Source organism: Pseudomonas sp. GW821-FHT03E01 (assembly GCF_059420765.1).
This window is the reverse complement of record NZ_JBWKUI010000007.1, coordinates 307592-332152: the sequence shown is the minus strand read 5'-3', so window position 1 is coordinate 332152 and position 24561 is coordinate 307592. Positions and strand designations below refer to the sequence as shown.

Here is a 24561-nt window from a genome sequence, read left to right as displayed (position 1 = left end):
AACTGCGTAACTCGTTGTTTACCAAGGAGTTTTCCGTTTCGACTGCGCCGGAAGTGGGGCGAATTATAGACGTCCAGGATCTGCCGTCAACCCCTGATTACGCTTTTCTATCAGGATGTTCAAAATCCCTGCTTATATATAGACGCAACCGCAACGAATGCGCAGTATATTGCCCAACACATTACAAACTACTCTCGTTTCTCACCTCGGACGATGCCACGCAATGAATGACCACCCCCGCAGCCTTGCCTCGACCCTGTTCTCGGTAGGCCTGCTCTTGATAGCCATGGCATCGATCCAGTCCGGAGCCTCCCTGGCCAAAAGCATGTTCCCGGTTATCGGCGCTCAAGGGACCACCACCCTGCGGCTGATCTTCGCCAGCGTGATCATGCTGCTGCTATTGCGCCCATGGCGAGCGAAGCTCACCGCAAAATCCCTGCGCACGGTAATTGTCTATGGGATGGCGCTGGGCGGCATGAACTTCCTCTTCTATATGTCCTTGAACACTGTCCCTCTGGGTATCGCGGTAGCCCTGGAGTTCACCGGCCCATTAGCGGTCGCTATTTATGCCTCACGTCGGGCGATCGACTTTCTGTGGATCGCTCTGGCGGCAGTGGGTTTACTGCTGTTGATTCCAACTGGCGCCACGAGCGCAGGTATTGATCTGATTGGCGCAGGTTATGCCCTTGGCGCCGGTGTCTGCTGGGCGTTGTACATTCTGTTCGGCCAGAAGGCCGGTGCCGACAATGGCGTGCAGACCGCCGCATTGGGCGTGATGATTGCTGCACTGTTCGTAGCCCCCATCGGTATCGTCCATGCTGGTGCTGCGCTGCTGACACCCTCGCTGATTCCCGTGGCCATCGGGGTCGCGATTCTGTCCACTGCCCTGCCCTACACCCTGGAGATGGTCGCCCTCACACGGCTGCCGGCCCGGACCTTCGGCACATTGATGAGTATCGAGCCCGCGTTCGGTGCACTGTCCGGCCTGTTGTTCCTCCATGAATACCTTTCCCTGTCTCAGTGGATGGCAATCCTGTGCATCATTCTGGCGTCCGTCGGCGCAACCATGACCATGGGGAGCACCGCCAAGCCCGCAGTAGCGGCGGATTGATACGAGATTTGACGAGGGTCTAGTATTTACCGCTCATTTAGGCCATGTTTAGGCCACGTAACTCAGTGTCAGACATGGATTTTTTCAGATAGGGATATCAGAACGCTTCAAGCAAAAGCGAATGCAGGCAGACCCGGGCACAAAGATCCGGGGCCTCAATAAGGACAGCAATGAAACGAATTTTGATACTGATCGCCGTGCTTGCAGTTGCGGGCTGCGCGGCGACCTCGAAAACCCAGATCAAACACGGCAAGAAAGGGCTGCATATCAACTGTTCCGGGCTGTCGTCCTCCTGGGACCAGTGCTACACCAGCGCTGCCAACTCGTGCGCGCCCAAGGGTTACAAGGTGATTGCCAAGTCTGGGGATGCGGTCGAAGAGCCCGGAGATTATCCGTTTGGCCTTAACCCGGCCGGCTATACCAGCCGCAGCATGATCGTCATCTGCAAGTAATCCTCCAACCCTATTGGGCTTGCGTAGCCCGATAGGCGCCTCGCCCGGGATGCTGCTAACGTTCGTCAGTCACTGACCGTTCAGCAAAGGGCGACATCCATGACCACCGCTATCAATAGCAAGAAAATCGTATTGGTCGTCGGCGCAGGCGATGCCACCGGCGGCGCCATCGCCAAGCGTTTTGCCCGAGAAGGCTACGTCGCCTGCGTCACACGTCGCAGCGCAGACAAACTTCAGCCACTGGTAGATGCCATCACGATCAGCGGCGGCGAGGCTCATGGCTTTGCCTGCGATGCGCGCAAAGAAGAGGACGTGATTGCGCTCGTCGAGCAGATCGAAACCGCGATCGGCCCCATCGAAGCATTCGTTTTCAATATCGGCGCCAATGTGCCCTGCAGTATTCTCGAAGAAACCGCCCGCAAGTATTTCAAGATCTGGGAAATGGCCTGTTTCTCAGGGTTTCTCAATGCTCGCGAAGTGGCCAAACGCATGGTCACCCGCCAAAGGGGCACGATCCTGTTCACCGGGGCCACCGCCGGTTTGCGCGGTGCCGCAGGTTTTGCTGCCTTCGCCGGCGCCAAGCACGGGATTCGCGCCCTGGCCCAAAGCATGGCCCGCGAACTGGGGCCGATGAACATCCACGTCGCCCATGTGGTGGTCGATGGTGCCATCGACACCGACTTTATCCGCGACAGATTTCCGGAAAAATACGCGACCAAGGATCAGGACGGCATCCTCAATCCCGAGCACATCGCCGAAAACTATTGGTACTTACACAGCCAGCCACGGGACGCCTGGACGTTCGAGCTGGATCTGCGCCCCTGGAACGAACGCTGGTAAGCCTTCCCCTACGACAAAAAGAAGAGCACATCGACATGAGTAAAACCGTGGAGTTCTTTTTCGACCTCGGCAGCCCCGCCACCTACCTGGCCTACACCCAACTGCCGAAAATATGCGCGCAGACCGATAGTCAGCTGATCTACAAACCGATGCTGCTGGGCGGCGTCTTCAAAGCCACCGGCAACGCCTCCCCGGTGACCATTCCGGCCAAGGGTCGCTACATGTTTCAGGATCTGGACCGCTATGCCAAGCGTTACGGTGTGCCGCTGAAGTTCAACCCGCACTTCCCCATCAATACCCTGATGTTGATGCGCGTGGTCACGGGTATGCAATTACGTCATCCCGAACGCTTTCAGGCGTTTATCGATTGCCTGTTTCACGCCCTGTGGGTGGAAGGGTGCAGCCTCGATGATCCCGCGACCGTTGCCGCCGTGCTGACGCAAAACGGTTTCGACCCGAACGAGGTGCTGTCGCTAGCCGCAGATGAGAACGTCAAAGCCGCCCTCAAGAAAAACACCGAGGAAGCAGTACAACGCGGTGTATTCGGCGCACCGAGCATGTTTGTCGGGAATCAACTGTTCTTCGGCCAGGATCGGCTGGACTTCGTCCTTGAAGCCCTGCGGGCACAATAGCCAGGCTTGAGTTCAGGCGCTGTTTCCAGCAACTGAACTCAAGCCGATCAAATAGCCGCGGTCCGGGTGTTCAACCACTCAAGGGCCGCGCCATCGAGCAACGGGCTCAGGCGCTCGCGCACTTCGGCATGGTAGCCGTTGAACCACTGCTTTTCGTCTTCGGTCAGCAACGACGGTTCCAGGCAACGGGTGTCGATCGGGCACAGGGTCAGGGTTTCGAACTTCAGGAATTCACCGAACTCGCTCTTGCCCGCCTCGCGGTTCAACACCAGGTTCTCGATCCGCACGCCCCAGCGGCCCGGACGGTAGGTGCCCGGTTCGATGGAAGTGATCATCCCTGGCTGCATTGCAGTTTGCGGCGCGGCTGCCGCCTGATAGGCGATCACTTGCGGGCCTTCGTGAACGTTGAGGAAGTAGCCGACGCCGTGACCGGTGCCATGACCGTAGTCGACACTTTCGGCCCAGATCGGTGCGCGGGCAATGGCGTCCAGCAACGGCGACAGAATGCCCCGCGGGAACTGCGCGCGGGAGAGTGCAATCACGCCTTTGAGTACGCGGGTGCAATCGCGCTTCTGCTCGTCAGTCGGCGTCCCCACCGGCACCATCCGCGTAATGTCGGTAGTGCCGCCCAAGTATTGGCCGCCGGAGTCGATCAGCAACAGGCCGTCACCCTCGATGACCGCGTGCTCTTCTTCGGTGGCGTGGTAATGCGGCATCGCACCGTTGGCATTAAACGCAGCAATGGTGTTGAAGCTCAGTGACACATAATCCGGACGCCGGGTGCGGGCCGCGGTCAGGTGTTCGTCGATGGTCAGTTCGGTGATGCGCTCACGCCCCCATGCCGCCTCCAGCCAGGCGAAGAATTCGCACAGCGCCGCGCCATCCTGCTCCATGGCCCGACGGATGTGCTCGGCATCGGCCAGGCTTTTTTGTGACTTGGCCAGGGTGGTCGGGTTCAGGCCTTCGACCAGTTTCACATCACTGTTCAAGTTATCCAGCAGACCCGCCGTGACCCGCGCCGGATCGACTTGCAGGCTCGCGCCGCTTGGTATGGCGCGCAAGGCGGCGGCCACTTCGCTGTAATCGCGCAGGGTCACGCCGTCCTGTTCAAGGATGGCACGCAGCTCGGCGCTGACTTTACTCAGGGCGACGAACAAGGTGGCCTGTTGCTGGCTAATGAGCGCGAAGGACACAAACACCGGGTTGAACGACACATCGCCGCCGCGCAAGTTGAACAGCCAGGCGATGTCATCGAGGGTGGCGATGAAATGCCAGTCGGCACCGCGCTCTTTCAACACGTCACGCAGCTGGGCGAGTTTTTCGCCACGGCCGACGGTCGCCTGAGGCGGTAAGTGTTGATAAATCGGCTCGTTCGGCAAGCTCGGGCGATCACTCCAGACTTCGCTCAGCAAATCGATGTCAGTGCGCAGACGTGCGCCGCGTTCTTGGAGTTTGCTGCTCAGGGTACGCGCCGACGCCACGGCCATCACCGCGCCATCGACTGCGACGACACCGCCTTCAGGCGTTTGCTCGGCCAGCCAATCAAGCGGGCCGGGTTGACCCGGTTGCAGCTTGACCAGCTCGATACCGCTGCCCTTGAGTTCCTTGCTCGCTTGTTCCCAATAGCGGCTGTCGGCCCAGACGCCGGCGAAATCCGGTGTGACGATCAGCGTGCCGACCGAGCCATGGAAACCCGACAGCCACTGCCGCCCCTGCCAATAGCCCGGCAGGTATTCCGACAGGTGCGGGTCGGCCGACGGCACCAACAGAGCATGAATGCCCTCCCGGCTCATCAGCTCGCGGGTTTGCGCCAGGCGCCGGGGTACCAATCCATTGATCGAAGGCTGCGTACTCATCGTGTCTCCTGCTAACCACTTCATCATTATTGTTTGGTGCCGATCAGAGTCGGCGCTTAAGGACCTGTCGCCCAGAATGCCGGAGCACTGGCGGTGGCCGTTTTGATCAGGTGCGCAGCCTGGTCGATATCTTGCTCGGTGGTGAAACGCCCCAGGCTCAGGCGAATGGTGCGACTGGCCGAGCGCGCGTCATGCCCCAGCGCCAGCAGCACATGAGATGGCGCATTACTGGCGGAGTTGCAGGCCGACGTCGCGGAAAACGCGATCGAAGTGCTCAACGCCGCGGAATTGAACTCACCTTCGTTGAAGGTCAGGCTCAGGGTATGGGGAATGCGTTGGGTCGGACTGCCATTGACGCGAATACCGGAAATGCTCAGCAGCTGATCGAGCAAGCGTTCACGCAGGCGCACGATGGTGGCTTTTTCTTCATCGAACAAAGCGGCCGCCAGTGCGAAAGCGGCGCCCATGGCTGCGATCTGGTGCGTCGCCAGAGTACCGGAACGCAACCCGCCCTCATGGCCGCCACCGTGGATCTGCGCCTGCAGGCGCTGTTGCGCACGAGGCCCGACGTACAGCGCGCCGATGCCTTTGGGGCCGTAGACCTTATGCGCCGAGAACGACATCAGATCCACCGGCCACCGGGCCAGGTCGATCGCTACTTTGCCCGCGCCCTGAGCCGCGTCAACGTGGAACAACGCATCGCGATCACGCACCACCTGGCCGATGGCCGGGATGTCGTTGACGGTGCCCAGTTCGTTATTGACCAGCATCAGCGACACCAGAAAGGTGTCTTCACGCATCGCCTCGCTGACTGCTTGCGGAGTTATCAGGCCTTCGGCATCGGGCACCAGATACGTCACGGCAATGCCGGCATCCTGCAATTGTTTGGCGGTGTCGAGAATTGCCTTGTGTTCAATCTGGCTGGTGATGATATGGCCGCCGGACACACCGCGGGCCTGGGTAACGCCCTTGAGTGCCAGGTTGTTGGATTCGGTGGCTCCGGAGGTCCAGACGATCTGCTCGGCCTGGGCGCCCACCAGTTCGGCGACCTGGCGCCGTGCGTGCTCGACCGATTGCCGGGCCTGTTGACCGAAGGCGTGGGAGCTGGATGCCGGGTTGCCGAAGTTTCCGCTAAAACCCAGACACTCGACCATCACCTTGATGACCCGCTCATCCACCGGCGTGGTGGCGGCGTAGTCGAAATACAACGGACGTTTATTCATAGAAGACTCGCAGAGCGTGTTCCGGGATCAGGAAGCTCGTCACTGGAAATATCAAAGCGCCGCCTTATGAGCGGCGCCGAATTTGCAGAACGATAGCAATACCCGATCGGAGGCCATTAAAGAAGAACAACTTCATTTAAAAGTGCGTAGGAACGCTCCTGAAGTCGAGCTTAACAGGCATCGGGCAACCGGTTGAAGCAATGCGTCAGCTAAAACTTTCAAGCAACAACGGATACATGGAAGCCACCAGCAACAAGGCCATGCCCCAGTTGAACAGGCGTAGCCAGCGGCGATCGCGCAGCACATTGCGCAACAGCGTGCCACAACCGGCCCACACACCGACGCTCGGCAGGTTGATCAGAGCGAAGACCGCGGCAATCACAATCACATTGGTGAAATAGCCCTGCATCGGCGTGTAGGTGCTGATGGCACCGATGGCCATGATCCAGGCCTTGGGGTTGACCCATTGAAACGCCGCCGCGCCCAAATAACTGATCGGCTTGCCCTCGCCCTGCTCACCCTCGGCGACCGGCCCGGAATGCGCAATCTTCCAGGCCAGGTACAGCAAATACGCCGCGCCGACATAACGCAGCACGGTGTAAAGCAGTGGATAGGTTTGAAACACCGTGCCCAGGCCGAAACCGACGGCCACCACCAACACGAAGAAGCCGCAGGTAATGCCCAGCATGTGAGGGATGGTGCGGCCAAAGCCGAAATTCACGCCCGAGGCCAGCAACATGGTGTTGTTCGGACCGGGGGTGATCGAGGTGACAAGAGCGAACAGGGCAAAGCCCAGCAGAAGGTCGAGCGAGAGCATGGGGGGCAGTCCATCAGAGTCAGTCAGGTGTTGACCCTATCGCACGCCTTGAGGGAAACCCATGGACAGTTGCGTGAAAGTTAGAGCAGCACAGTTGTCGCTCAGCTTTGGCGACCGTGCATCTGTACTGTGCGCTCGGCGTTCATCTCGCCTTGCTTGTCAAAACTGATCGATTTGGTCGGCTGGCCGAGCAATTCGGCTTTCTTCGCGTGGTACTCCTCGAAGGACAAGCCCCGACGGTTCAAGGCTTCCAGCGCCAGTTCCCGGGTTTCTTCAGCGGTGTAGGGGCGTAGTTCCGGTGAAACATGACTGGCACATCCGGCGAGGACGGAAACGGCGAGCAACAGAAAAGTAGTGAGTAGAGTTTTCATTTCGAAAGTCCGGATAGCTGGGTTCGGGGCAATGAACACAGGCTACCGACGCGCCCCGACGGGCAGAAATCAATGCTCTCGATAGTGGGTATCGGGAATTGGTGAACTGGCAGTGAACAAGCGTCGCGCCACAGAGAACCTGTCGATCCAGGTTCTTACCGCTGATGCACCAAAATTGCAGTGCGGCGCGTTGTCGTGACTGCGGCTACTCGTCGGGCACTCAGTTGTGGCGAAGGGGTTGACCTATAGTTATCCGACCGGAAAACGGCGAAGGAACACCTTAACTCCACAACAATAAAGGGAGAACCGTCATGAGCGTCAAACCTATTCCAGAGGGTTATCACAGCATCACCCCTTATCTGGGCATTCAGAAAGCTGCCGAAGCCATCGACTTCTACAAGAAAGCCTTTGGCGCCACCGAAGTCATGCGCCTGGCCATGCCCGACGGCGGCATCGGGCACGCCGAACTGCGTATCGGCGATAGCCCGATCATGCTGGGCACACCCTGTGACCAAGGGCCCTTGAGCAACCCGGACAAATCGCCGTCCGTGGGCCTGCATTTGTATGTGAACGACGTGGACAAGTCCTATAAACAGGCCATCGATGCCGGTGCCACGGTGGTGTCCGAGGTCAAGGATCAGTTTTATGGCGACCGCACGGGGACCTTGAAGGATCCCTATGGGCATGTGTGGTTTCTGGCCACGCGCAAGGAGGATCTGACGCAGGAACAGATCGAACAGCGGGCGAAGGAGATGTTCAAGCAGGGTTGATAGCTTCGGTATGTGATCAGCCCCCATCGCGAGCAGGCTCGCGATGGGGGCATCACATTCAACATCAATATTGGCTGTTCCCACACAGCGCAGAAACACGAAACATTTACTTTCATATCCCCTTTCGGGATTTCCGATGCTCATACGTCTTATTTAGATGCAGCCGGTCGCGTAGGCAAAAGCCACGACCGGGCCTTTCATGGACCTCAACGCTGGGAAGCCCGCAGCAGAGGTCCTCTCATCGAAACAAGACCTTTAATCATGTCGAAGAAATCCCGCTCAAAACTCTGGTTTCTGGTCCATAGCTGGCTGGCCCTGCCCATCTGGTTCTTTGTATTGATCGTCTGTGTGACCGGCACATTGGCGGTGGTCAGTCAGGAAATCGTCTGGCTGGCCAACCCGCAAATGCGCGCCAGCCCGCCTTCGGACGACGCGCCGCTGCTCAGCTATGACCAGATCATCGCCGCCATCAAAAAGGCCGAGCCCCAAACGCTGGTCGAAAGTATCAACCGTCCCGACGAGTCGCATTTCGCCCTGGACGTGAAGGTCAGCTACCCGGACGGACGCTCGGTGACGGTCTATGTGAACCCCTACAGCGGGGCGATTCAGGGCACCGCTCCACCCTTCAACTTCCAGGCCTTCACTCGCGCGCTGCATGGCTGGTGGCTGGTGCCATTCACCAACGGCTACAGCTGGGGCTGGTATCTGGTGTCGTTCCTCGGCTTGCCGATGCTGGCTTCACTGGTGACGGGGCTCGTGGTCTACAAACGGTTCTGGAAAGGCTTCTTGCGACCGACCCTGCGCATTCGTCATGGCGCGCGGATTTTCTGGGGCGACTTTCACCGGCTCAGCGGCATCTGGTCGATCTGGTTCATTGCGGTGATTTCCGTCACCAGCACCTGGTTCATGATTGAAGCGATCCTGTCCGATAACCACATTTCGATTTCCACCGCGCCGGTCGCCCCCGTCGTCCCGCGTGAGAGCGTGCCGCTCACCGTCGATGGCGCACCGGCGCCGATGATCAGCCTGGAAAGCGCGATCCGCGAGGCCAAGGAACGCATTCCTGGCCTGGAAGACAGCTCTGTCAGCCTCCCCGCCAATGCCTATAGCCATCTTTTGGTGAGCGGGCGCAGTTGGTACCCGTTGATCTACCAGAGCGCCGAGGTCAACCCTTACACCGGTGACATTTCCACCACGCGCCTGCTGTCGGATCGTTCGGGTCTGGAGCTGGTGACCGAATCCACGCGTCCGCTGCACACCGGCGATTTCGGCGGTATTTGGATCAAGCTGATCTGGTTCTTCTTCGGCCTGATCCTGAGCATGATGGTCCTCAGCGGCCTGTTGATCTGGACCAAACGCACCGCCCTGGCCACGGCCAATGCGCTCAAGCGCAACAACAAGCGTCCACGGGCTGCGCTGACCGGCCAACCGGCCCCGGCCATGAGCCGCGAAGCCACGGAGGGCAGCCGATGAGCCAGGTCGCAGCAGAAAAACCACGCTCGCCGCTAAGCCGCTTCTGGCACACATGGCGTTTCCACATCAACGTGCTGCTGTTGCTGGTGCCGCTGGGGTTCATGCCCAAATACTTCGCCGACGCAGCGCTGTTTCGCGGAGACACCGGCCTGGGTGAGCGTGAAGTCGGTGAAATTCAGGTCGGCCCCTGGAGCCTGCGCCTGGCTGAATTGCGCAACGCAGCCCCGGTATCCGATGGCCCGGCCGGCTACTTGAAGTCCTTCAATGCTGCGCTCTGCGACAGTTGTCGCGATCAGGTCAAGGCGACTTACCTGCGCATTGGCAAACCGCGCAGCCTGCGCGCCGCCGGGGTGATTTTCTTCGGCACGCCCTACCACATGGGCGCCGCGCTGCCGGTACCCGAAAAGACCAAAAACGACGCTGAACTGTGGATCACCATGGAAGGCTGGGACGGCGCCATGCATCAAGCCTCCATCCCCCTGAGCCAGGCGTCCCCGGCCACCGTCGCATGGCTGAACAGACAAGGAGGCAAACCATGACCAGCGTTTTTCGCCCCGTTTTACTGGTGCTCTGCACCGTCTTCAGCACCAGCGCCCTGGCCCACAACCCGATGTGCGAGTGCAAGGCCATCGACGCCGAACAGATCCGTTGCACCGGTGGTTTCTCCGACGGCAGCGGCGCGCCGGGCGTGACCCTGGATGTGATCGGCTACGACGAAACCATTCTGGTGCCAGGCAAGCTCGGCGCCGATTCGACCCTGACGTTCAAGAAGCCCGGCGCTGAATTCTACGTGCTGTTCGACGCCGGTCCCGGCCACGTGGTCGAGATCGACCAAGCCGACATCGAGGCGCCCTGAGCATGAGCACGCCAACCACCCAAGTGGTGCGCCCGGCCGGAGCCGGCCATGAAACCCTCTATGTGTTGCTGTTGTGCCTGATGATCCTGGCGGTGGCCGGCTCGGTAGTTGCCTGGCGCGGCGAGTCCCGGGAAGTGAGCAGCGTCGGCAGCCATCAACTGGATGCCCGCCGCGACCTGAGCGCATCCGAGCAAGGTATTTACGCAGACCTGCGGGTCACGCTGGATGAAATCCACCTGTTGCGCGAGGAACAACAAGCACTGCCCACACCCGCCACCCTAGCCGATGAAGGTTTCGCGCCGTTTGCCCGGGATGCCAGTTCTGTCAGCCGAGGCGGTCATGCCTGGCAATTGCTGGACGCCAAGGCGTATTTCGGCCAGAGCCAGGCACCCACCGTGGCCGGCTCATTCCTGATGCGTTTGACTGCTGACGACGATGCGCCAGACGTCTGGCTCAACCGCTCCAAAGCCCTCGCGCGCCCGGCTGATCTGACTGAGGCCGCGCTGGAAAGCGCCGGCTGGCAGCAGATCGTCGCGCAATTCGATGCCGGGGTCACCCGCCAGCATCGGCACTGAACCCTCGCCCTCACCCGAGAGAAGACCGCTTTCCCATGCCTAGTTCATCTCAACGTCGTTTTTTGCGCCTGCTGCTGGTCGGCCTGCTTGCCTGTTTGCTGACGCCTCTGGCCAGTGCCGACGAAGCCAAGCGCCTGCGCATCGGCATCACCCTGCACCCTTATTACAGCTACGTGGCCAATATCGTCGGCGACAAGGCCGAAGTGGTGCCGTTGATCCCGGCCGGTTTCAACCCGCACGCCTATGAGCCCCGCGCCGAGGACATCAAACGCATCAGCGGGCTCGACGTAATCGTGCTCAACGGTGTGGGCCATGACGACTTCGCCGACCGCATGATCGCCGCCAGCGAAACCCCGAATATCAAAGTGATCGAAGCCAACGAAAACGTGCCGCTGCTGGCCGCCACCGGTGTCGCCGCTCGCGGTGCCGGTAAAGTGGTCAACCCGCACACGTTCTTGTCGATCAGCGCTTCGATTGCCCAGGTCAACAACATTGCCCGCGAGTTGGGCAAGCTCGACCCGGCCAACGCTAAAACCTACACCCAGAATGCCCGCGCCTACGGTAAGCGCCTGCGGCAGATGCGCGCCGATGCCCTGGCCAAACTGACCCAGGCGCCGAACGCCGAGCTGCGCGTGGCCACGGTCCATGCCGCCTACGACTATCTGCTGCGCGAGTTCGGCCTGGAAGTCACTGCCGTGGTCGAGCCGGCCCACGGCATCGAACCCAGCCCCAGCCAACTGAAAAAGACCATCGATCAACTGCGGGAGCTGGACGTGAAAGTGATCTTCTCGGAGATGGATTTCCCGTCCACTTACGTCGAAACCATCCAGCGCGAATCGGGGGTGAAGCTGTATCCGCTGTCGCACATTTCCTATGGCGAATACACCGCCGACAAGTACGAAAAGGAAATGACCGGCAACCTCAATACCGTGGTTCGGGCGATTCAGGAGTCTGGCGCATGACCGCTCAAGAAACCCTGACCGTACAAAGCGCCGGCCCGACCCTCGACTTCGCCGAAGTCAGCCTGACGCTGGGGCGCACGACCATCCTCGACAACGTAACTTTTCAGGTCCGGCCCGGCAGCGTGCATGCCCTGGTTGGCCCCAACGGTGGCGGCAAGAGTTCGCTGATCAAGACCCTGCTCGGGCAGATGCCGCATCAGGGCCGTTTGAGCCTGCAATGGCCCGACGAACCGGGGACGATCGGCTACGTGCCGCAAGCGCTGGAGTTTGATCGCGGTTTGCCGATGACCGTCGACGACTTCATGGCGGCCATGTGTCAGCGACGTCCAGCGTTCCTCGGTTTGAGCAAGCATTACGCAACAGCCATTGGCGAGGCGCTGGAACGGGTCGGCATGCAGGACAAACGCAAACGGCGCATGGGCGCGTTGTCCGGCGGCGAACGCCAGCGGGTTTTGTTGGCCCAAGGGCTGATTCCGGCGCCGCAATTGCTGGTGCTCGACGAACCGATGTCGGCCCTCGACGAGGCTGGCATTCAAGTGTTCGAACGGCTGCTGGGCGATTGGCGCCAGAGCGGCATCACCGTGCTGTGGATCGAGCATGATCTGGAAGCGGTCGGGCGTCTGGCGGACCGGGTCACCGGGCTCAATCGCCGGGTGTTGTTCGATGCCACGCCGAAACAGGCGCTGACCCCGGAGCGACTGCTGACCCTGTTCTCGACCCATCCCCGGAGCGCTGCCTGATGAGTTATGAAGCCTTTCGTTTGATGGTCCAGGGTTGGGCCTCGCAAGGTTACCTGCCGGAAGCGCTGGCCTATGGATTTGTGGTCAACGCCCTGCTCGCTGGATTACTGATCGGCCCGGTGCTGGGCGGTTTGGGCACGCTGGTGGTGGTCAAGCGCTTCGCGTTTTTTTCCGAAGCGGTGGGTCACGCGGCGTTGACTGGCGTGGCCATCGGCATTCTGCTCGGTGAACCTTACACCGGGCCTTATGGCAGCCTGTTCGGTTACTGCCTGCTGTTCGGGATTTTGCTGAACTACCTGCGCAACCGCACGGGTCTGGCGCCGGATACATTGATCGGCGTGTTTCTGTCGGTGTCGTTGGCGCTGGGCGCGAGCCTGCTGTTGATTCTGGCGGGCAAGATCAATGTGCACATTCTGGAAAACGTGCTGTTCGGCTCGGTACTGACGGTCAACGGCAACGACCTGCTGGTGTTGGCTATCGTCGGCTCGCTGGTCATGGCACTGGCCCTGCCGCTGTACAACCGCATCATGCTCGCCAGTTTCAACCCGCAACTGGCGGCGGTACGTGGCGTGGCGGTGAAAACCCTGGACTACCTGTTCGTGATCCTGGTGACGCTGATCACGGTGGCAGCGGTGAAAGTCATCGGCGCGATTCTGGTCGGCGCCCTGCTGGTGATTCCAGCGGCGGCCGCGCGGTTGCTCAGCCAGTCGTTGAAGGGTTTTTTCTGGTGTTCGGTGCTGATTGCCACGGTGAGCACCTTGTGCGGAATTCTCGCGCCGATTGTCTTTGACCTGCCCATCCCGTCCGGTGCCGCGATCATTCTGGTGGCCGGTATCGCCTTCGCCCTGGCCGCGATCGCTCGCGGCATCCTCCCCAGCCTGAAAGGGAACCTCGGATAAATGTGCTTTTCTCTGCGTCAACTGACCCTGGCATTGACCTTCACATTGCCCCTGTGCGGTCTGGCCAATACTTGCGCTGCGGCGGACAGCGCCAAACCGCTGCACGTGCTGGCGTCCTTGCCGATCACCTATGGTCTGGGCGAAGTGTTGCTCAAAGGCACCGAAATCAAACTGGAACGGGCCGCGCCGGACAATCTCCCCGGCAGCCGACAGACCGCCTATTTCACCGGTCGTGGCGCTCCGGCGCTGGCCAAGCTGGCGACCGACGCCGATGCCGTGATTGGTCTGCGTTCCCTGTGGGCGGATGATCCGCTGTACCCGATATCCCGGCGCAGCAATATTCGTATCGTCGAAGTCGACGCCGCCCGCCCGGTGGACGGCGCCCTTCCCGGCATCGCCGTGCAGCCCGGCAGCAAGGTCGACGGGTTGAACAGCCAGCCGTGGCTTTCCAGCAACAACATGGGGCGCATGGCAGACGTGATGGCGGCGGACCTGGTGCGCCTGGCGCCGGCGGCCAAACCGACCATCGAGGCCAATCTGGCAGCGCTCAAGCAGCGCCTGCTCAAGCTCAGTGCCGACAGCGAAGCGCGGCTGGCCAGTGCCGATAACCTGAGCGTGATGAGCCTGAGCGATCATTTCGGCTACCTGATCGGCGGCCTCAACCTGGAGCTGATCGGCCTCGATGCACGGCCGGATGCCGAGTGGACGCCTGAAGCGCTCAAGCAGTTGAGTGCGACGCTCAAGGACCATGACGTGGCGGTGGTGTTGCATCATCGACAGCCGTCGGAGGCGGTGAAAGCGGCGATCTCGCAGGCAGGCAGTCGGTTGGTGGTGTTGAGTGTCGATGCGGCGGATCCGGTGGCCGAGCTGGAAGGGAATGTGGATCAAGTGATCAAGGGGTTGAGCGGGGCATAACGTCAGTTAAACCCGCGATGGCAGCCGCGCAGACAACAGAGATTTCAAACGTGAAAAACCCGCTGACCGTCACCGGTTCAGCGGGTTTCTTTTTGCGCGGCGACTCAGTGAGCCACGGCCGCCTGCTCTTCCATTTTCTGGCGCAGGCTCAGTGGACGCATGTCAGTCCAGACCTCTTCGATGTAGGCCAGGCATTCCTTTTTCAGGCCGCTCTTGCCCACGGTGCGCCAGCCTTGTGGCACGGCTTTGTAGTCGGGCCAGATCGAGTATTGCTCTTCGTGGTTGACCACGACCTGAAAGAGGATGTCCTCGCGGTCGAATACTGACGTCATGCTGTCTCTCCATCGCTATAGGGTGGGCTGCACACCGCGCGCAGCCGTTATGTAGAAGGAACGTTAAAGGCGCTGAAAAATTTAGAGGCTGGCGACGGCTGCGGCCATGGCCCTGCCGAAAATGTCGGATACCCGATCGATTTCGGCAGCGGTGATCACCAACGGCGGCAGGAAACGCACGACACCGCCATGACGCCCGCCCAGCTCGAGGATTAACCCACGCTTGAGACATTCGCGCTGCACCAACGACGCCAGACGACCGAATACCGGTGGATGGCCTTGAGCGTCCGGCGCACCAGCCGGGTCGACCAATTCGACACCCAGCATCAAGCCACGTCCGCGAATGTCGCCCAGCTGCGGGAAGTCCCGCTGCAGGATGTGCAGGTGTTCGCTCAAGCGCTCGCCCATGGTGGCGGCGTGCTCGCAAACCTTGTGCTCGGTCAGGTAGCGCATCACCGCAGAGCCTGCGGCCATGGCCATCTGATTACCGCGGAAGGTTCCGGCATGGGCGCCCGGCAGCCAGGTGTCGAGCCATTCGCGATAGACCACCACCGCCAGCGGCAGGCTGCCGCCGATGGCCTTGGACATCACCACCACGTCCGGAATGATTCCGGCGTGCTCGAAGGCGAACATCTTGCCGGTGCGGGCAAAGCCGCTCTGAATCTCATCGACGATCAGCGCCACGCCGGCCTGCTCGGTGATGCGCCGCAAACCGCGCAGCCAGTCGAGATCGGCCGGAATCACCCCGCCCTCGCCCTGCACCACTTCGACGATCACCGCAGCCGGCAGTTGCACGCCAGCCTCTGGATCGTTCAGCAGGTTCTCCAGGTAATTCAGGTTGACCTGCACTCCCTGCGCGCCACCGAGACCGAACGGGCAACGGTAATCGTAGGGATACGGCATGAACTGCACGCCATTGCCGAGCAAGGCACCCAACGGCTTTTTCGGTCCCAGACTGCCCATCAGGCTCAGCGCGCCCTGACTCATGCCGTGGTAACCGCCCTGGAACGACAAGACGGTGCTGCGCTCGGTGGCGGTACGCACCAGCTTCAGCGCGGCTTCCACGGCATCGGTGCCGGTGGGGCCACAGAACTGAATCTTCGCTTCAGCGGCCAATGCCGGCGGCAGCAGGCCGAACAGGTCCTGGACAAACCGGTCCTTGACCGGCGTGGTCAGGTCGAGGGTGTGCAGCGGCAGTTCATCGCTCAGCACTTGCTGGATCGCTTCGATCACCACCGGATGGTTGTGCCCCAGGGCCAGGGTCCCGGCACCGGCCAGGCAATCGATGAAACAACGGCCTTCGACGTCTTCGACATAAATGCCCTTGGCACGCTTGAGTGCCAGGGGTATGCGTCGCGGGTAGCTGCGGGCGTTCGATTCCTGTTGGCTCTGACGGGCCAGCAGCGGCGATTCGTTGAACTGATAAAGCGTCTCGGCAGGCGTCGGGGCAATCCGGGCCGGCTGATCTTCGATAAGGCTGGTAGCGACTGACATCTCTCGACCCCTGTTGATAGTGACCAAAACTGCACACCGGGCAGGTGCGCATTCCGTTCACGGGGCGCACTTGCAGGTTTTCCTGTTCTGGAAACGCATCAAGGGCTCGAGGATTTAGACCCTCGATCAGCTTTCTATGAAGGTGGTGGCAGCGCCTTGTGCATGGGAATGGCGTGGAGCCCCGCCACCGTGAAAGCTTCAGCGCAAGCCCGGTAACCCAGGCGGTGGTAAAACGCTTCGCCGGTGCGCGTGCTGTTGAGACGTGCCTGGGGCAAACCCTGAGCAATCAACCACGTCTCCAGATCATGCACCAACGCTTGTCCGGCGCCCCGTCGAAACCATTCCGGTTGCACGTAACAAAACGCAACCTTGCCGCTGATCGCCGCCATGGCGACGCCGACCGGTTTGTCTTGCAACAGAGCGATGTTCAGGTACAACCGCGGGTCGTTCAGCCAGGGCTGCACGTGTTCGATGGTTTTGTTGTGGGTCCAGGTGGCGACGGTTCGCGGGTCGTTACGGTGGTCGAGCGCGCAGCCGACGCGAATGGAGCGCTCGACGATCCGGCTGATGATGCCGGCGTCGGCAGACGTTGCCTTGCAGATGTGTATCGATGCAGTCATGGCGCTGTTACCTCAATCCATTGAGTCAAAGCTGCCGGGGACGATAACGCCGTGGGGGCCGGGAGGCCAACGGAGAGACGTTACATTTGGTGTGCGACAACATAGACACCCTGTGGGAGCGGTGTCTGTTAGACAGGTTGCAACGGCATCGTCAATTCAACCCGCAGGCCATCCGGCCGGCTGTCGAAATGCAGGGTACAGCCGCAGCGCTGGACGATGGCCTGGACAATCGCCAGGCCGAGGCCGCAACCGGTGCTCTGGCCATTGCGCCAGAAGCGTTGGGTCAGGTGTTGCAAGTCGTCTTCGGCAATTCCCGGACCGTGGTCGCGCACCAGAAAGTGCACGCGATTGCCATTGGTTTCCAGGCTCAGCTCCACCGCCCTATCGCCCGGCGTGTGGCGCAGGGCGTTGTCGAGCAAGTTGCGTAATGCAGCAATCGACAGCACTGCGGGCATTTGCAGCGGCGCATCGGAGAATCTGGCCGGCACCTGAAACTTGATCCGCTGACGATCGCCGCTGGCGGCATCCTGAATCGCCAGTTTTGCCACCTGCTCAGCGCTGCACTGCACGCCATCATCGAACGACAAGCTGCCCTCGACACGCGCCAGCAGCAGCAATTGTTCAAGGGTACGGTGCAGACGGTCGGCGCCCTCTTCGGCCCGGGCCAGGGACTGATCCCGCGCGGCACCGTCGGTCATGCGCGCCACTTGCAGATGGGTTTTGATCGCAGTCAGCGGGCTACGCAATTCGTGCGCCGCATCACCGGTCAGGCGCCGTTCACGCTCGATGGTCTTGCCGATGCGCTGGAACAACTGATTCTGGGTTTCCAGCAGCGGTTGCAATTCGCTGGGCAAGGGCTGGATCTGCAATGGCTCCAGAGAATCGGCGCTACGCCGCATCAACGCATCGCGCATACGATTGAGCGGTGCCAGCCCCTGACCGATGCCGAGCCACAACAGGCACAGGCAGCCAAGCAGCGCCACGCCGACGGGCACCGAAGCCGCCAGCAGAATGGACATGTTCAGCGCTTCACGCTCGATCTGCCGGTCGGCGGTGGTGATGCGCACATCGCCCCGCGCCAGGGTGAAACTGCGCCATGGCGCGCCGTCGATAATCTGATCGTGGAAACCCATTTTCTCGGCTTCCAGCGCTTGCTCGGGGTTGCTGTGGCTGCGGGCCAGAATCTCGCCGCGCAACGAGCTGACCTGACAGGCCATGCCGCCGGGGATATTCAGTTGTTCAGCGCTGAAATGGGTGCCCTCGCCCTTGCTCGGCAATGCCGGCAGTTGCTCCAGTAACCCGGCGACCATCCGCGCCGAGGCAACCAGCCGCTGGTCGAGGGAAAACATCATCTGGTTGCGCAGATCGCTGAGCATCCAGGCGGCGGCCAGGGCCCAGATCAGCGCAAATGCGGCGCCGAGGGTCAGGCTCAGACGCAAACGCAGGCTCATCACTTCGATTCTTCTCCGCCATCGGCCGGCCCCAGGCGATAGCCCAGGCCACGCACCGTCTCGACAATGCCATTGCCGAGTTTACGCCGCAGGTGATGGATATGGACGTTAAGGGCGTTGCTTTCCAGCTCATCGTTGAAACCGTAGACGCTGTCTTTCAGTTGCTCGGTTGAGAGTACGCGACCACGGTTGTGCAGCAAGGCTTGCAACAGCGATTGCTCGCGACGGGAAAGGTCCACCGGCTGGCCGCCCAGCATGGTTTCGCGGCTGCTCGGATCGTAGGTCAAACGACCGTGCTCGATCAGGTTGACGCTGCGCCCCGCCACTCGTCGCAGCAAGGTGTGCAGGCGCGCTGCCAGTTCGCGCAGGTCAAAAGGCTTGAGCAAGTAATCGTCGGCCCCGGCCTGCAAACCGTCGACGCGATCGGTGACCGAATCCCGCGCCGTGAGAATCAACACCGGAATCTCCAGGCCACTGTGACGCAACTGCTGCAACAGCTTCAGGCCATCCTCATCGGGAAGGCCAAGGTCGAGCACCATGACATCGAACTCAGCCACCTTGAGCATCGCCCGGGCAGCCGACGCGGTGGCGACGTGCTCGACGGTCAGGCCTTGCGCGGTCAGGCCGGCAACAATTCCGCTGGCGATCAGCTCATCGTCTTCGCAAACCAGTACATGCATGGGAGCCCCCAGGACAAAAAAGCGAGTGAAGCAGCTGAGGATTAAGCCGCAATTATGGCAAGGCCCGCCGCTGACGAGAAGCAGCGCCTCCCTCGCAGGCGTCGCGACCGCTAAGCGACGAAGTTGAAAGTGAAGTTCGCTGTTAATCCATGGCCGAACGCCTGCGCACATGTCGTTTCAAACCGAAACATATTCCATCCTGAAAACATGACCACAGCGTAAAACATCACGCTACCCTAGCACGGCTCCACTCCAGGCCAATCATTACCTGGAAGAAAGTCATTTAAGACCCGAACCATACTTAATTATCTGAAAGGAATCAGATCATGCCGACACTTAAAAACATCGTGACCGTCGATTGGCGTTCCGGAAAAGACAAGATCTACTTCATCTTCAAAGACACCGATACTTATTCCCGCTTTGATATTCCCGATAACAAGGTCTCTGATGGATACCCCTGGCCTATTAAAGGAAACTGGGGGACGTTGGAAAACCACATGAAAAACCTGCGGTTTGGATTTACGACCACGGGCATAACGCTTGATCGTCCCATGGACTCTTCTGACCTCGATATCCTTTGGCTTTTCTATTACGAGCGCACTACGCCGATGGTCTGCGCCTACAATCAGGATACCGATGCGGTAATGCAGACCCGCAAGGTTGAAGACACTAAATGGAAGCTGCTGTTGCCTCACTTTGATCGAATCGTTGCAGGGACATGGTGGCAAGTAAGTCGCCCCTCACTCTTTCGATTCATCATGAATGACGGGAACTCCCTCTATCTGGATTTGGACGAGGATCCCAACCGGGACCGCGGCTATATCGGTGGCAAACTTGACGACGACCTCCCTCCTCCTGTTGTGACCCCGGTCCAGTCACTGAGGACAGAGCCCATTACAGAAGCTACCTGGCCCGGTCTTGCTCCCTATAAAGACCGGATCATTACAGCGGTGCAAAACGATCGGACTTTCGCTGACAGTTATTACTATATCTTTCTGACTGACAATCAGTTTCTGACTTATAACATTCCGAAAAATCGCCTGGTTTCCGGTCCGCATGCGGTTGATAGCCAATCCTGGCCAGGCCTGTTGCGCAACTGAAGTTTCAAGCCGTAGTGGCTACCTCCTGACGGGTCGAGCAGGCGGTACCGGCGGCGGTTAATCATCGGTTAATCGCCGCCACCCATTGTGCAGTCAACTTGCACAGGGATAAGGCTTACCCATGCGTCGACTGTTTCTATTTTTTGTTCTCTTGATCTCGGGTGTGGCCCAGGCAGGGATAAATCCGTTCGACACCAAACCTGAATTCTTGCCAGTGGAAAAGGCCTTTGCCTTTACCTCCGAACGCCTCGAATCAGGTGAAACACAGCTCTATTGGCAGATTACCGACGGTTATTACCTTTATCAGAAACGCCTGAATTTCGAGGGTTTGTCTGCGCAACAGCACCCGGTACTACCTGACGGCGAAGCACACAGCGATGAGTTCTTCGGCGAACAAGAGGTTTATCGCCAAGGCCTGGAGCTGAAGATTCCGGCGGGAGCCACCGGTCAGATCAAGGTGGGTTTCCAGGGGTGTGCCGATGCCGGTTTGTGTTATCCGCCGCAAACCCAGATCGTGGACCTGGGCGGCAAGGCTACTGCATCTGCGGCCAGCGAAGCGCCGGACCAAGCCTTGGCCAGCGGCCTGCAACAACGTGCGCTGGGCTGGAGCTTGTTGGTGTTCTTTGGTCTGGGCCTGTTGCTGGCCTTCACCCCTTGCTCGTTGCCGATGCTGCCGATTCTGGCGGGGTTGATCGTTGGCAGTGGTGCCACGCCCAAACGCGGTTTTGCCCTCGCCGGCAGTTATGTGATCAGCATGGCGCTGGTGTATGCGGCGATGGGTGTTCTGGCGGCGTCGCTTGGCGCGAACCTTCAAGCGCTGTTGCAGAATCCATGGCTGTTGGGCAGCTTTGCGGCGGTGTTCGTGCTGCTGGCCTTGCCGATGTTCGGTTTTTTTGAACTGCAATTGCCGGTGGCCGTGCGGGATCGGCTGGAACATGTTTCACGCAGCCAGCGCGGTGGCAACCTGATGGGCGCCGGTGTGCTTGGGGCCTTGTCCGGTCTGTTGGTGGGGCCGTGCATGACTGCCCCATTGGCCGGCGCCCTGCTCTATATCGCCCAGAGCGGCAATGCGCTGCACGGCGGGTTGATTCTGTTCGCCCTGGGCATCGGCATCGGTGTGCCGCTGTTGCTGCTGGTCACCGTCGGCAATCGCTTCCTGCCTAAACCTGGCGCCTGGATGAACCTGCTCAAGGGCGTGTTCGGTTTCCTGTTCCTCGCCACCGCGTTGCTGATGCTGCGCCCGGTGCTGGATGAATCGCTGTGGCTCGGTTTGTGCGGTGGTTTGCTGCTGATCGCCGCCTACAGCGCCTGGAAGCAGTCCCAGGGGTTTGGCCGCGTTGCCCACCTGTTCGGCGCCAGTTCGCTGCTCTTGGGTTTATGGGGCAGCCTGCTGGTGGTCGGTGCGGCGGGCGGCAGTGACGATCCGTATCAGCCGTTGCAGGTGTACAGCGCCGGTCGCACCGGCGCTGTCTCGCCGAGCGCTCACGATGCATTCACGACGATCAAGGAGCCCGCAGCCCTGCAACGTGAGCTCGACGCCGCCAAGGCCCAGGGCCAATGGGTGCTGCTGGACTACTACGCCGACTGGTGTGTGTCGTGCAAAGTCATGGAAAAACAGGTCTTCGGCAAACCCCAGGTGCTGGATGCGCTGAGCGATGTGCGCTTGCTACGGCTGGACGTCACCGCCGACAATGCCGCCAGCCGCGAACTGCTCGGCCGTTATAAAGTGCCGGGGCCGCCGAGCCTGTTGTGGATCGGCACCGACGGCGAAGAGCGTCGCAGCCAGCGCATCACCGGCGAGGTCGATGCCGGCACTTTCCTGCAACGCTGGACCACCACCCGAGACGCTCGTTAATGCTGACCTTTACCCTCGGCACCTTTGCCATCGCGCTTAACCACTTGCTGCTGATCAGTGCCCTGGCGCTGGCGACGTTTGTCGGCTGGCGGGTGGCCAAGCGTGGCGGCGAGAACCCGGAATCGGTGCTGTTCAGCCTGTTCCTGTTGGGCATGTTGGCGGCCCGGGTCGGCTTCGTGATTGCCTACTGGGCACAGTATCGCAACGATCCGTGGCAGATCATCGACCTGCGCGACGGTGGTTTTCTCGCCTGGCCGGGGGTGGTCGTGCTCTTGCTGGCTGCGTTGTACCGAGGCTGGCGTCAACCGGGCCTGCGTCGGCCATTGGGCTTTGGCGTGGCCAGCGGTCTGGCGTTCTGGCTGCTGGCGAGTTTCTCCCTGAGTATTTACGAACAAGGCACGCGCCTGCCGCAGATCACCCTGCGCAATGCCGCCGGCCAGACCATCCAACTCAGCGATTACCAGGGTGGCCCGTTGGTCATCAACCTCTGGGCCACCTGGTGCCCGCCGTGCCGCCGGGAAATGCCGGTGCTGGAGAACGCCCAGCAACAGCGCCCGGACCTGACCTTCCTGTTCGTCAACCAGAGCGAAAGCATGCAGAGCGTCGCCACTTTCCTCGAAACCCAGGGCCTGAGCCTGACCAACGTGCTGTTCGATGGCAGCGGTCGATTGAGCCATGCCGTGGGTTCCATGGCATTGCCGACTACGCTGTTCTATAGCCCCAACGGGTATCTGTTGGGCAGTCACCTGGGTGAGTTGTCGGAAGCCAGCCTGGCCCGCGCCCTGGAACACTTCGACACCCCGAACCCGGCCACCTCGGCCACGCCTTCAAGGAAATTGCCATGCTCCGCCTCCGCCTCCGCCACCTGCTGACACTGACCCTGGGTGCTGCCCTGCTACACCTGCCGTCGGTACAGGCCGAAGAACTGCCTGAAGCGATCAAGAAGATCGAAGCCAAGGGCGCCAAAATCGTCGGCACCTTCGACGCGCCCGATGGCCTGCGCGGTTACGCGGCGCAGTACCAGAACCGCGGTATGACGCTGTACCTGACCCCGGACGGCAAACATGTGCTGCTCGGCAATCTGTACGACGCCGACGGCAATGACCTGAGCAGCGCACCGTTGCAGAAACTGGTCTACGCGCCGATGGCCAAGGAAGTCTGGGGCAAGATGGAAGCAAGCAGCTGGATCGGTGACGGCAATAAGGACGCACCACGGGTCGTCTACCTGTTCAGCGACCCGAACTGCCCGTACTGCAACATGTTCTGGGAACAGGCACGGCCGTGGGTCCAGGCCGGCAAGGTGCAGCTGCGGCACATCATGGTCGGTATCATTCGCGAAGACAGCCCCGGCAAATCCGCCGCGCTGCTGGCCGCCAAGGACCCGCAGAAAGCCCTGGAAGAACACGAGAAATCCGGCAAGGGCAGCTCGCTCAAGGCCTTGAAGGACGTACCACCGGCGGTTCAGGCGAAACTGGCGGCGAACATGAAGTTGATGGAAGACCTGGAACTGGCCGCTACCCCGGCGATTTTCTACATGGATGAAAAGGGCCAGTTGCAACAACAGCAAGGCGCGCCGTCGCCGGACAAGTTGCTGAAGATTCTCGGGCCCAAATAAAGATCAAAAAATCGCAGCCTTCGCCCTACGCGCCTGTGGGCAATACCGAAGGCTGCGATCTTTTTAATCAAGCGCTACACGGATTTCTGTCGGCCAGAAACTTCAGCAGCGCCTCAGTGACAAACTCGGGGTTCTCCAGATTGGAGATATGCCCCGCCTCCGGCACCAGCACATACGGGCAACCGATCAACTCAGCCATTTCTCTGGTTTCCGACGGCGGCCGCGGTTTGTCCTGATCGCCACACATCAACAGTGTGGTTTCAGGGTTCAGCTGAGCCAGGCGCGGCAACAAATCATCACGACTAAACGTGATCCGTCCCATCGGCACAATGCTTTCACGCAGCCGGCTGACGGGTAATGCCGCCAGCCTGGCGCGGAAATCCTGATACAAAGCCGACTGCGGATCGATGCCCGGACGGAAGAAGATCGGCACAATAATGTCGAGCAGTTGCGGCGAGATCTCACCGCTGTCTTCGATCTGCTTGAACAGCGAGAAATAGTATTGGCGGGTCGGTTCCGGTTCGACGCCGACATAGGTGTCCATCAGCACCAGCCCGTTGAGCCGCTGCGGCGCCGACAGTGCCAGGCGAACGCCCCACATGCCACCGACCGAAAGACCGACCAGCGTGACGCGATCGATGTCCAGATGATCGAGTAATGCCAGTGCCTGACGCGCCACGTCATCCAGCGACGTCATGCCCTCGGGCATCCGCCCGGATTCGCCATGGCCCCAGAGGTCCAGTGCAATGACCCGATAGCGCTGCGACAGCGCCGCAATCTGCGGTGCCCACATGGCCTGGTCCCACAGGTAGCTCCCGGCCAGCAATACCGCCGGGCCCGTGCCTTGATCTATGTAGTGAAGCGCTTGTCCATCAACCGTTACGAAGGGCATCGACTGTCTCCCTGGTGAAATAGGATCCAT

Annotated in this window: 28 protein-coding genes; 18 read left to right on the top strand and 10 right to left on the bottom strand. The window is 60.5% G+C overall.

All coding sequences use genetic code 11. From position 1 onward, the window contains the following. The 5 genes from AC07VO_RS14730 to AC07VO_RS14710 form a co-directional block, all read left to right on the top strand. On the top strand, positions 1–227 hold a 227-nt coding region (locus AC07VO_RS14730; RefSeq protein WP_495007602.1), incomplete at its 5' end, for a hypothetical protein. Continuing rightward, positions 224–1111 (top strand): threonine/homoserine exporter RhtA, encoded by an 888-nt coding sequence (rhtA, locus tag AC07VO_RS14725; protein WP_018929954.1) that lies wholly within the window; start codon positions 224–226, stop codon positions 1109–1111. The genes AC07VO_RS14730 and rhtA, both read left to right, overlap by 4 nt. 170 nt (positions 1112–1281) lie before the next feature. Then, positions 1282–1563, top strand: a complete 282-nt coding sequence (locus tag AC07VO_RS14720; protein WP_018929955.1) for a hypothetical protein — start codon at positions 1282–1284, stop codon at positions 1561–1563. A gap of 99 nt (positions 1564–1662) precedes the next feature. Continuing rightward, positions 1663–2403, top strand: coding sequence for an SDR family oxidoreductase (locus tag AC07VO_RS14715; protein WP_192351041.1), 741 nt, complete (start codon positions 1663–1665; stop codon positions 2401–2403). 35 nt (positions 2404–2438) lie between these two features. Next, positions 2439–3035: a 2-hydroxychromene-2-carboxylate isomerase gene (locus AC07VO_RS14710; RefSeq protein WP_192351039.1), complete on the top strand. Its 597-nt coding sequence runs from the start codon at positions 2439–2441 to the stop codon at positions 3033–3035. A gap of 47 nt (positions 3036–3082) precedes the next feature. On the opposite strand, the gene AC07VO_RS14705 is transcribed toward AC07VO_RS14710, so the two are convergent. From AC07VO_RS14705 to AC07VO_RS14690, 4 genes are all read right to left on the bottom strand, one after another. Further along, positions 3083–4891, bottom strand: coding sequence for an aminopeptidase P family protein (locus tag AC07VO_RS14705; RefSeq protein ID WP_086944688.1), 1809 nt, complete (start codon positions 4889–4891; stop codon positions 3083–3085). A 56-nt stretch (positions 4892–4947) separates the two neighbouring features. Further along, positions 4948–6114 carry a cysteine desulfurase family protein gene (locus tag AC07VO_RS14700; protein ID WP_192351037.1) on the bottom strand — a complete coding sequence of 389 codons (1167 nt, stop codon included), beginning with the start codon at positions 6112–6114 and terminating at the stop codon, positions 4948–4950. Positions 6115–6319: 205 nt separating this feature from the next. Next, a complete protein-coding gene (locus AC07VO_RS14695) occupies positions 6320–6931 on the bottom strand; it encodes a LysE family translocator (protein WP_495007601.1) in 612 nt (203 codons plus the stop codon). 101 nt (positions 6932–7032) lie between these two features. Next, positions 7033–7302 carry a hypothetical protein gene (locus AC07VO_RS14690; protein WP_018929961.1) on the bottom strand — a complete coding sequence of 90 codons (270 nt, stop codon included), beginning with the start codon at positions 7300–7302 and terminating at the stop codon, positions 7033–7035. Between the two features lie 311 nt (positions 7303–7613). Between AC07VO_RS14690 and AC07VO_RS14685 the strand changes: the two genes are divergently transcribed. The 9 genes from AC07VO_RS14685 to AC07VO_RS14645 all read left to right on the top strand — a co-directional run bounded on the left by AC07VO_RS14685 (position 7614) and on the right by AC07VO_RS14645 (position 14492). Beyond that, positions 7614–8072: a VOC family protein gene (locus AC07VO_RS14685; protein ID WP_019582478.1), complete on the top strand. Its 459-nt coding sequence runs from the start codon at positions 7614–7616 to the stop codon at positions 8070–8072. A gap of 261 nt (positions 8073–8333) precedes the next feature. Next, on the top strand, positions 8334–9545 hold the full coding sequence (locus AC07VO_RS14680) for a PepSY-associated TM helix domain-containing protein (protein WP_495007600.1): 1212 nt from the start codon (positions 8334–8336) through the stop codon (positions 9543–9545). Beyond that, positions 9542–10084 carry a PA2404 family protein gene (locus AC07VO_RS14675; RefSeq protein WP_018929964.1) on the top strand — a complete coding sequence of 181 codons (543 nt, stop codon included), beginning with the start codon at positions 9542–9544 and terminating at the stop codon, positions 10082–10084. The genes AC07VO_RS14680 and AC07VO_RS14675 overlap by 4 nt, the downstream gene beginning before the upstream one ends. After that, entirely contained in the window at positions 10081–10401 is a 321-nt protein-coding gene (locus tag AC07VO_RS14670) for a hypothetical protein (RefSeq protein WP_138867065.1), read from the top strand. The genes AC07VO_RS14675 and AC07VO_RS14670 overlap by 4 nt, the downstream gene beginning before the upstream one ends. A 2-nt stretch (positions 10402–10403) precedes the next feature. Then, on the top strand, positions 10404–10976 hold the full coding sequence (locus AC07VO_RS14665) for a DUF6162 family protein (protein ID WP_192351033.1): 573 nt from the start codon (positions 10404–10406) through the stop codon (positions 10974–10976). Between the two features lie 35 nt (positions 10977–11011). Further along, positions 11012–11938 (top strand): metal ABC transporter substrate-binding protein, encoded by a 927-nt coding sequence (locus AC07VO_RS14660; RefSeq protein WP_019582483.1) that lies wholly within the window; start codon positions 11012–11014, stop codon positions 11936–11938. Next, entirely contained in the window at positions 11935–12678 is a 744-nt protein-coding gene (locus tag AC07VO_RS14655) for a metal ABC transporter ATP-binding protein (RefSeq protein ID WP_064616794.1), read from the top strand. Before AC07VO_RS14660 ends, AC07VO_RS14655 begins: the two co-directional genes overlap by 4 nt. Further along, positions 12678–13577 carry a metal ABC transporter permease gene (locus AC07VO_RS14650; protein WP_192351031.1) on the top strand — a complete coding sequence of 300 codons (900 nt, stop codon included), beginning with the start codon at positions 12678–12680 and terminating at the stop codon, positions 13575–13577. Before AC07VO_RS14655 ends, AC07VO_RS14650 begins: the two co-directional genes overlap by 1 nt. Beyond that, complete coding sequence (locus AC07VO_RS14645; RefSeq protein ID WP_018929970.1) at positions 13578–14492, top strand: metal ABC transporter substrate-binding protein; 915 nt, start codon at positions 13578–13580, stop codon at positions 14490–14492. 104 nt (positions 14493–14596) lie between these two features. Here AC07VO_RS14645 and AC07VO_RS14640 read toward each other — a convergent pair whose 3' ends face one another. The 5 genes from AC07VO_RS14640 to AC07VO_RS14620 form a co-directional block, all read right to left on the bottom strand. Beyond that, on the bottom strand, positions 14597–14824 hold the full coding sequence (locus AC07VO_RS14640) for an MbtH family protein (protein ID WP_007934245.1): 228 nt from the start codon (positions 14822–14824) through the stop codon (positions 14597–14599). 81 nt (positions 14825–14905) lie between these two features. Beyond that, positions 14906–16318 carry an aspartate aminotransferase family protein gene (locus AC07VO_RS14635; protein WP_192351029.1) on the bottom strand — a complete coding sequence of 471 codons (1413 nt, stop codon included), beginning with the start codon at positions 16316–16318 and terminating at the stop codon, positions 14906–14908. 134 nt (positions 16319–16452) lie between these two features. Continuing rightward, positions 16453–16938 carry a GNAT family N-acetyltransferase gene (locus AC07VO_RS14630; RefSeq protein ID WP_018929972.1) on the bottom strand — a complete coding sequence of 162 codons (486 nt, stop codon included), beginning with the start codon at positions 16936–16938 and terminating at the stop codon, positions 16453–16455. A 128-nt stretch (positions 16939–17066) separates the two neighbouring features. After that, positions 17067–18392: an ATP-binding protein gene (locus AC07VO_RS14625; RefSeq protein WP_026286707.1), complete on the bottom strand. Its 1326-nt coding sequence runs from the start codon at positions 18390–18392 to the stop codon at positions 17067–17069. Beyond that, the gene (locus tag AC07VO_RS14620) at positions 18389–19069 is read right to left on the bottom strand and encodes a response regulator (RefSeq protein WP_018929974.1); all 681 of its coding nucleotides are present in this window, start codon (positions 19067–19069) and stop codon (positions 18389–18391) included. Before AC07VO_RS14620 ends, AC07VO_RS14625 begins: the two co-directional genes overlap by 4 nt. Before the next feature lie 326 nt (positions 19070–19395). Between AC07VO_RS14620 and AC07VO_RS14615 the strand changes: the two genes are divergently transcribed. The 4 genes from AC07VO_RS14615 to dsbG all read left to right on the top strand — a co-directional run bounded on the left by AC07VO_RS14615 (position 19396) and on the right by dsbG (position 23639). Further along, positions 19396–20169, top strand: a complete 774-nt coding sequence (locus AC07VO_RS14615) for a hypothetical protein (RefSeq protein WP_086944684.1) — start codon at positions 19396–19398, stop codon at positions 20167–20169. A gap of 121 nt (positions 20170–20290) precedes the next feature. Continuing rightward, positions 20291–22024: a protein-disulfide reductase DsbD gene (gene dsbD / locus AC07VO_RS14610; RefSeq protein ID WP_192351024.1), complete on the top strand. Its 1734-nt coding sequence runs from the start codon at positions 20291–20293 to the stop codon at positions 22022–22024. Next, positions 22024–22896 (top strand): TlpA disulfide reductase family protein, encoded by an 873-nt coding sequence (locus AC07VO_RS14605; RefSeq protein ID WP_192351022.1) that lies wholly within the window; start codon positions 22024–22026, stop codon positions 22894–22896. The genes dsbD and AC07VO_RS14605 overlap by 1 nt, the downstream gene beginning before the upstream one ends. After that, positions 22866–23639, top strand: coding sequence for a thiol:disulfide interchange protein DsbG (gene dsbG, locus AC07VO_RS14600; protein ID WP_192351020.1), 774 nt, complete (start codon positions 22866–22868; stop codon positions 23637–23639). Before AC07VO_RS14605 ends, dsbG begins: the two co-directional genes overlap by 31 nt. Before the next feature lie 67 nt (positions 23640–23706). On the opposite strand, the gene AC07VO_RS14595 is transcribed toward dsbG, so the two are convergent. Next, entirely contained in the window at positions 23707–24531 is an 825-nt protein-coding gene (locus tag AC07VO_RS14595) for an alpha/beta fold hydrolase (protein WP_192351018.1), read from the bottom strand. Positions 24532–24561 lie beyond the last annotated feature (30 nt).

Bases quoted from the DNA above. Each gene is read 5' to 3' on its own strand.
- rhtA (WP_018929954.1), top strand. From the start codon at position 224: ATGAATGACCACCCCCGCAGCCTTGCCTCGACCCTGTTCTCGGTAGGC.
- AC07VO_RS14720 (WP_018929955.1), top strand. From the start codon at position 1,282: ATGAAACGAATTTTGATACTGATCGCCGTGCTTGCAGTTGCGGGCTGC.
- AC07VO_RS14715 (WP_192351041.1), top strand. From the start codon at position 1,663: ATGACCACCGCTATCAATAGCAAGAAAATCGTATTGGTCGTCGGCGCA.
- AC07VO_RS14710 (WP_192351039.1), top strand. From the start codon at position 2,439: ATGAGTAAAACCGTGGAGTTCTTTTTCGACCTCGGCAGCCCCGCCACC.
- AC07VO_RS14705 (WP_086944688.1), bottom strand. From the start codon at position 4,891: ATGAGTACGCAGCCTTCGATCAATGGATTGGTACCCCGGCGCCTGGCG.
- AC07VO_RS14700 (WP_192351037.1), bottom strand. From the start codon at position 6,114: ATGAATAAACGTCCGTTGTATTTCGACTACGCCGCCACCACGCCGGTG.
- AC07VO_RS14695 (WP_495007601.1), bottom strand. From the start codon at position 6,931: ATGCTCTCGCTCGACCTTCTGCTGGGCTTTGCCCTGTTCGCTCTTGTC.
- AC07VO_RS14690 (WP_018929961.1), bottom strand. From the start codon at position 7,302: ATGAAAACTCTACTCACTACTTTTCTGTTGCTCGCCGTTTCCGTCCTC.
- AC07VO_RS14685 (WP_019582478.1), top strand. From the start codon at position 7,614: ATGAGCGTCAAACCTATTCCAGAGGGTTATCACAGCATCACCCCTTAT.
- AC07VO_RS14680 (WP_495007600.1), top strand. From the start codon at position 8,334: ATGTCGAAGAAATCCCGCTCAAAACTCTGGTTTCTGGTCCATAGCTGG.
- AC07VO_RS14675 (WP_018929964.1), top strand. From the start codon at position 9,542: ATGAGCCAGGTCGCAGCAGAAAAACCACGCTCGCCGCTAAGCCGCTTC.
- AC07VO_RS14670 (WP_138867065.1), top strand. From the start codon at position 10,081: ATGACCAGCGTTTTTCGCCCCGTTTTACTGGTGCTCTGCACCGTCTTC.
- AC07VO_RS14665 (WP_192351033.1), top strand. From the start codon at position 10,404: ATGAGCACGCCAACCACCCAAGTGGTGCGCCCGGCCGGAGCCGGCCAT.
- AC07VO_RS14660 (WP_019582483.1), top strand. From the start codon at position 11,012: ATGCCTAGTTCATCTCAACGTCGTTTTTTGCGCCTGCTGCTGGTCGGC.
- AC07VO_RS14655 (WP_064616794.1), top strand. From the start codon at position 11,935: ATGACCGCTCAAGAAACCCTGACCGTACAAAGCGCCGGCCCGACCCTC.
- AC07VO_RS14650 (WP_192351031.1), top strand. From the start codon at position 12,678: ATGAGTTATGAAGCCTTTCGTTTGATGGTCCAGGGTTGGGCCTCGCAA.
- AC07VO_RS14645 (WP_018929970.1), top strand. From the start codon at position 13,578: ATGTGCTTTTCTCTGCGTCAACTGACCCTGGCATTGACCTTCACATTG.
- AC07VO_RS14640 (WP_007934245.1), bottom strand. From the start codon at position 14,824: ATGACGTCAGTATTCGACCGCGAGGACATCCTCTTTCAGGTCGTGGTC.
- AC07VO_RS14635 (WP_192351029.1), bottom strand. From the start codon at position 16,318: ATGTCAGTCGCTACCAGCCTTATCGAAGATCAGCCGGCCCGGATTGCC.
- AC07VO_RS14630 (WP_018929972.1), bottom strand. From the start codon at position 16,938: ATGACTGCATCGATACACATCTGCAAGGCAACGTCTGCCGACGCCGGC.
- AC07VO_RS14620 (WP_018929974.1), bottom strand. From the start codon at position 19,069: ATGCATGTACTGGTTTGCGAAGACGATGAGCTGATCGCCAGCGGAATT.
- AC07VO_RS14615 (WP_086944684.1), top strand. From the start codon at position 19,396: ATGCCGACACTTAAAAACATCGTGACCGTCGATTGGCGTTCCGGAAAA.
- dsbD (WP_192351024.1), top strand. From the start codon at position 20,291: ATGCGTCGACTGTTTCTATTTTTTGTTCTCTTGATCTCGGGTGTGGCC.
- AC07VO_RS14605 (WP_192351022.1), top strand. From the start codon at position 22,024: ATGCTGACCTTTACCCTCGGCACCTTTGCCATCGCGCTTAACCACTTG.
- dsbG (WP_192351020.1), top strand. From the start codon at position 22,866: ATGCTCCGCCTCCGCCTCCGCCACCTGCTGACACTGACCCTGGGTGCT.
- AC07VO_RS14595 (WP_192351018.1), bottom strand. From the start codon at position 24,531: ATGCCCTTCGTAACGGTTGATGGACAAGCGCTTCACTACATAGATCAA.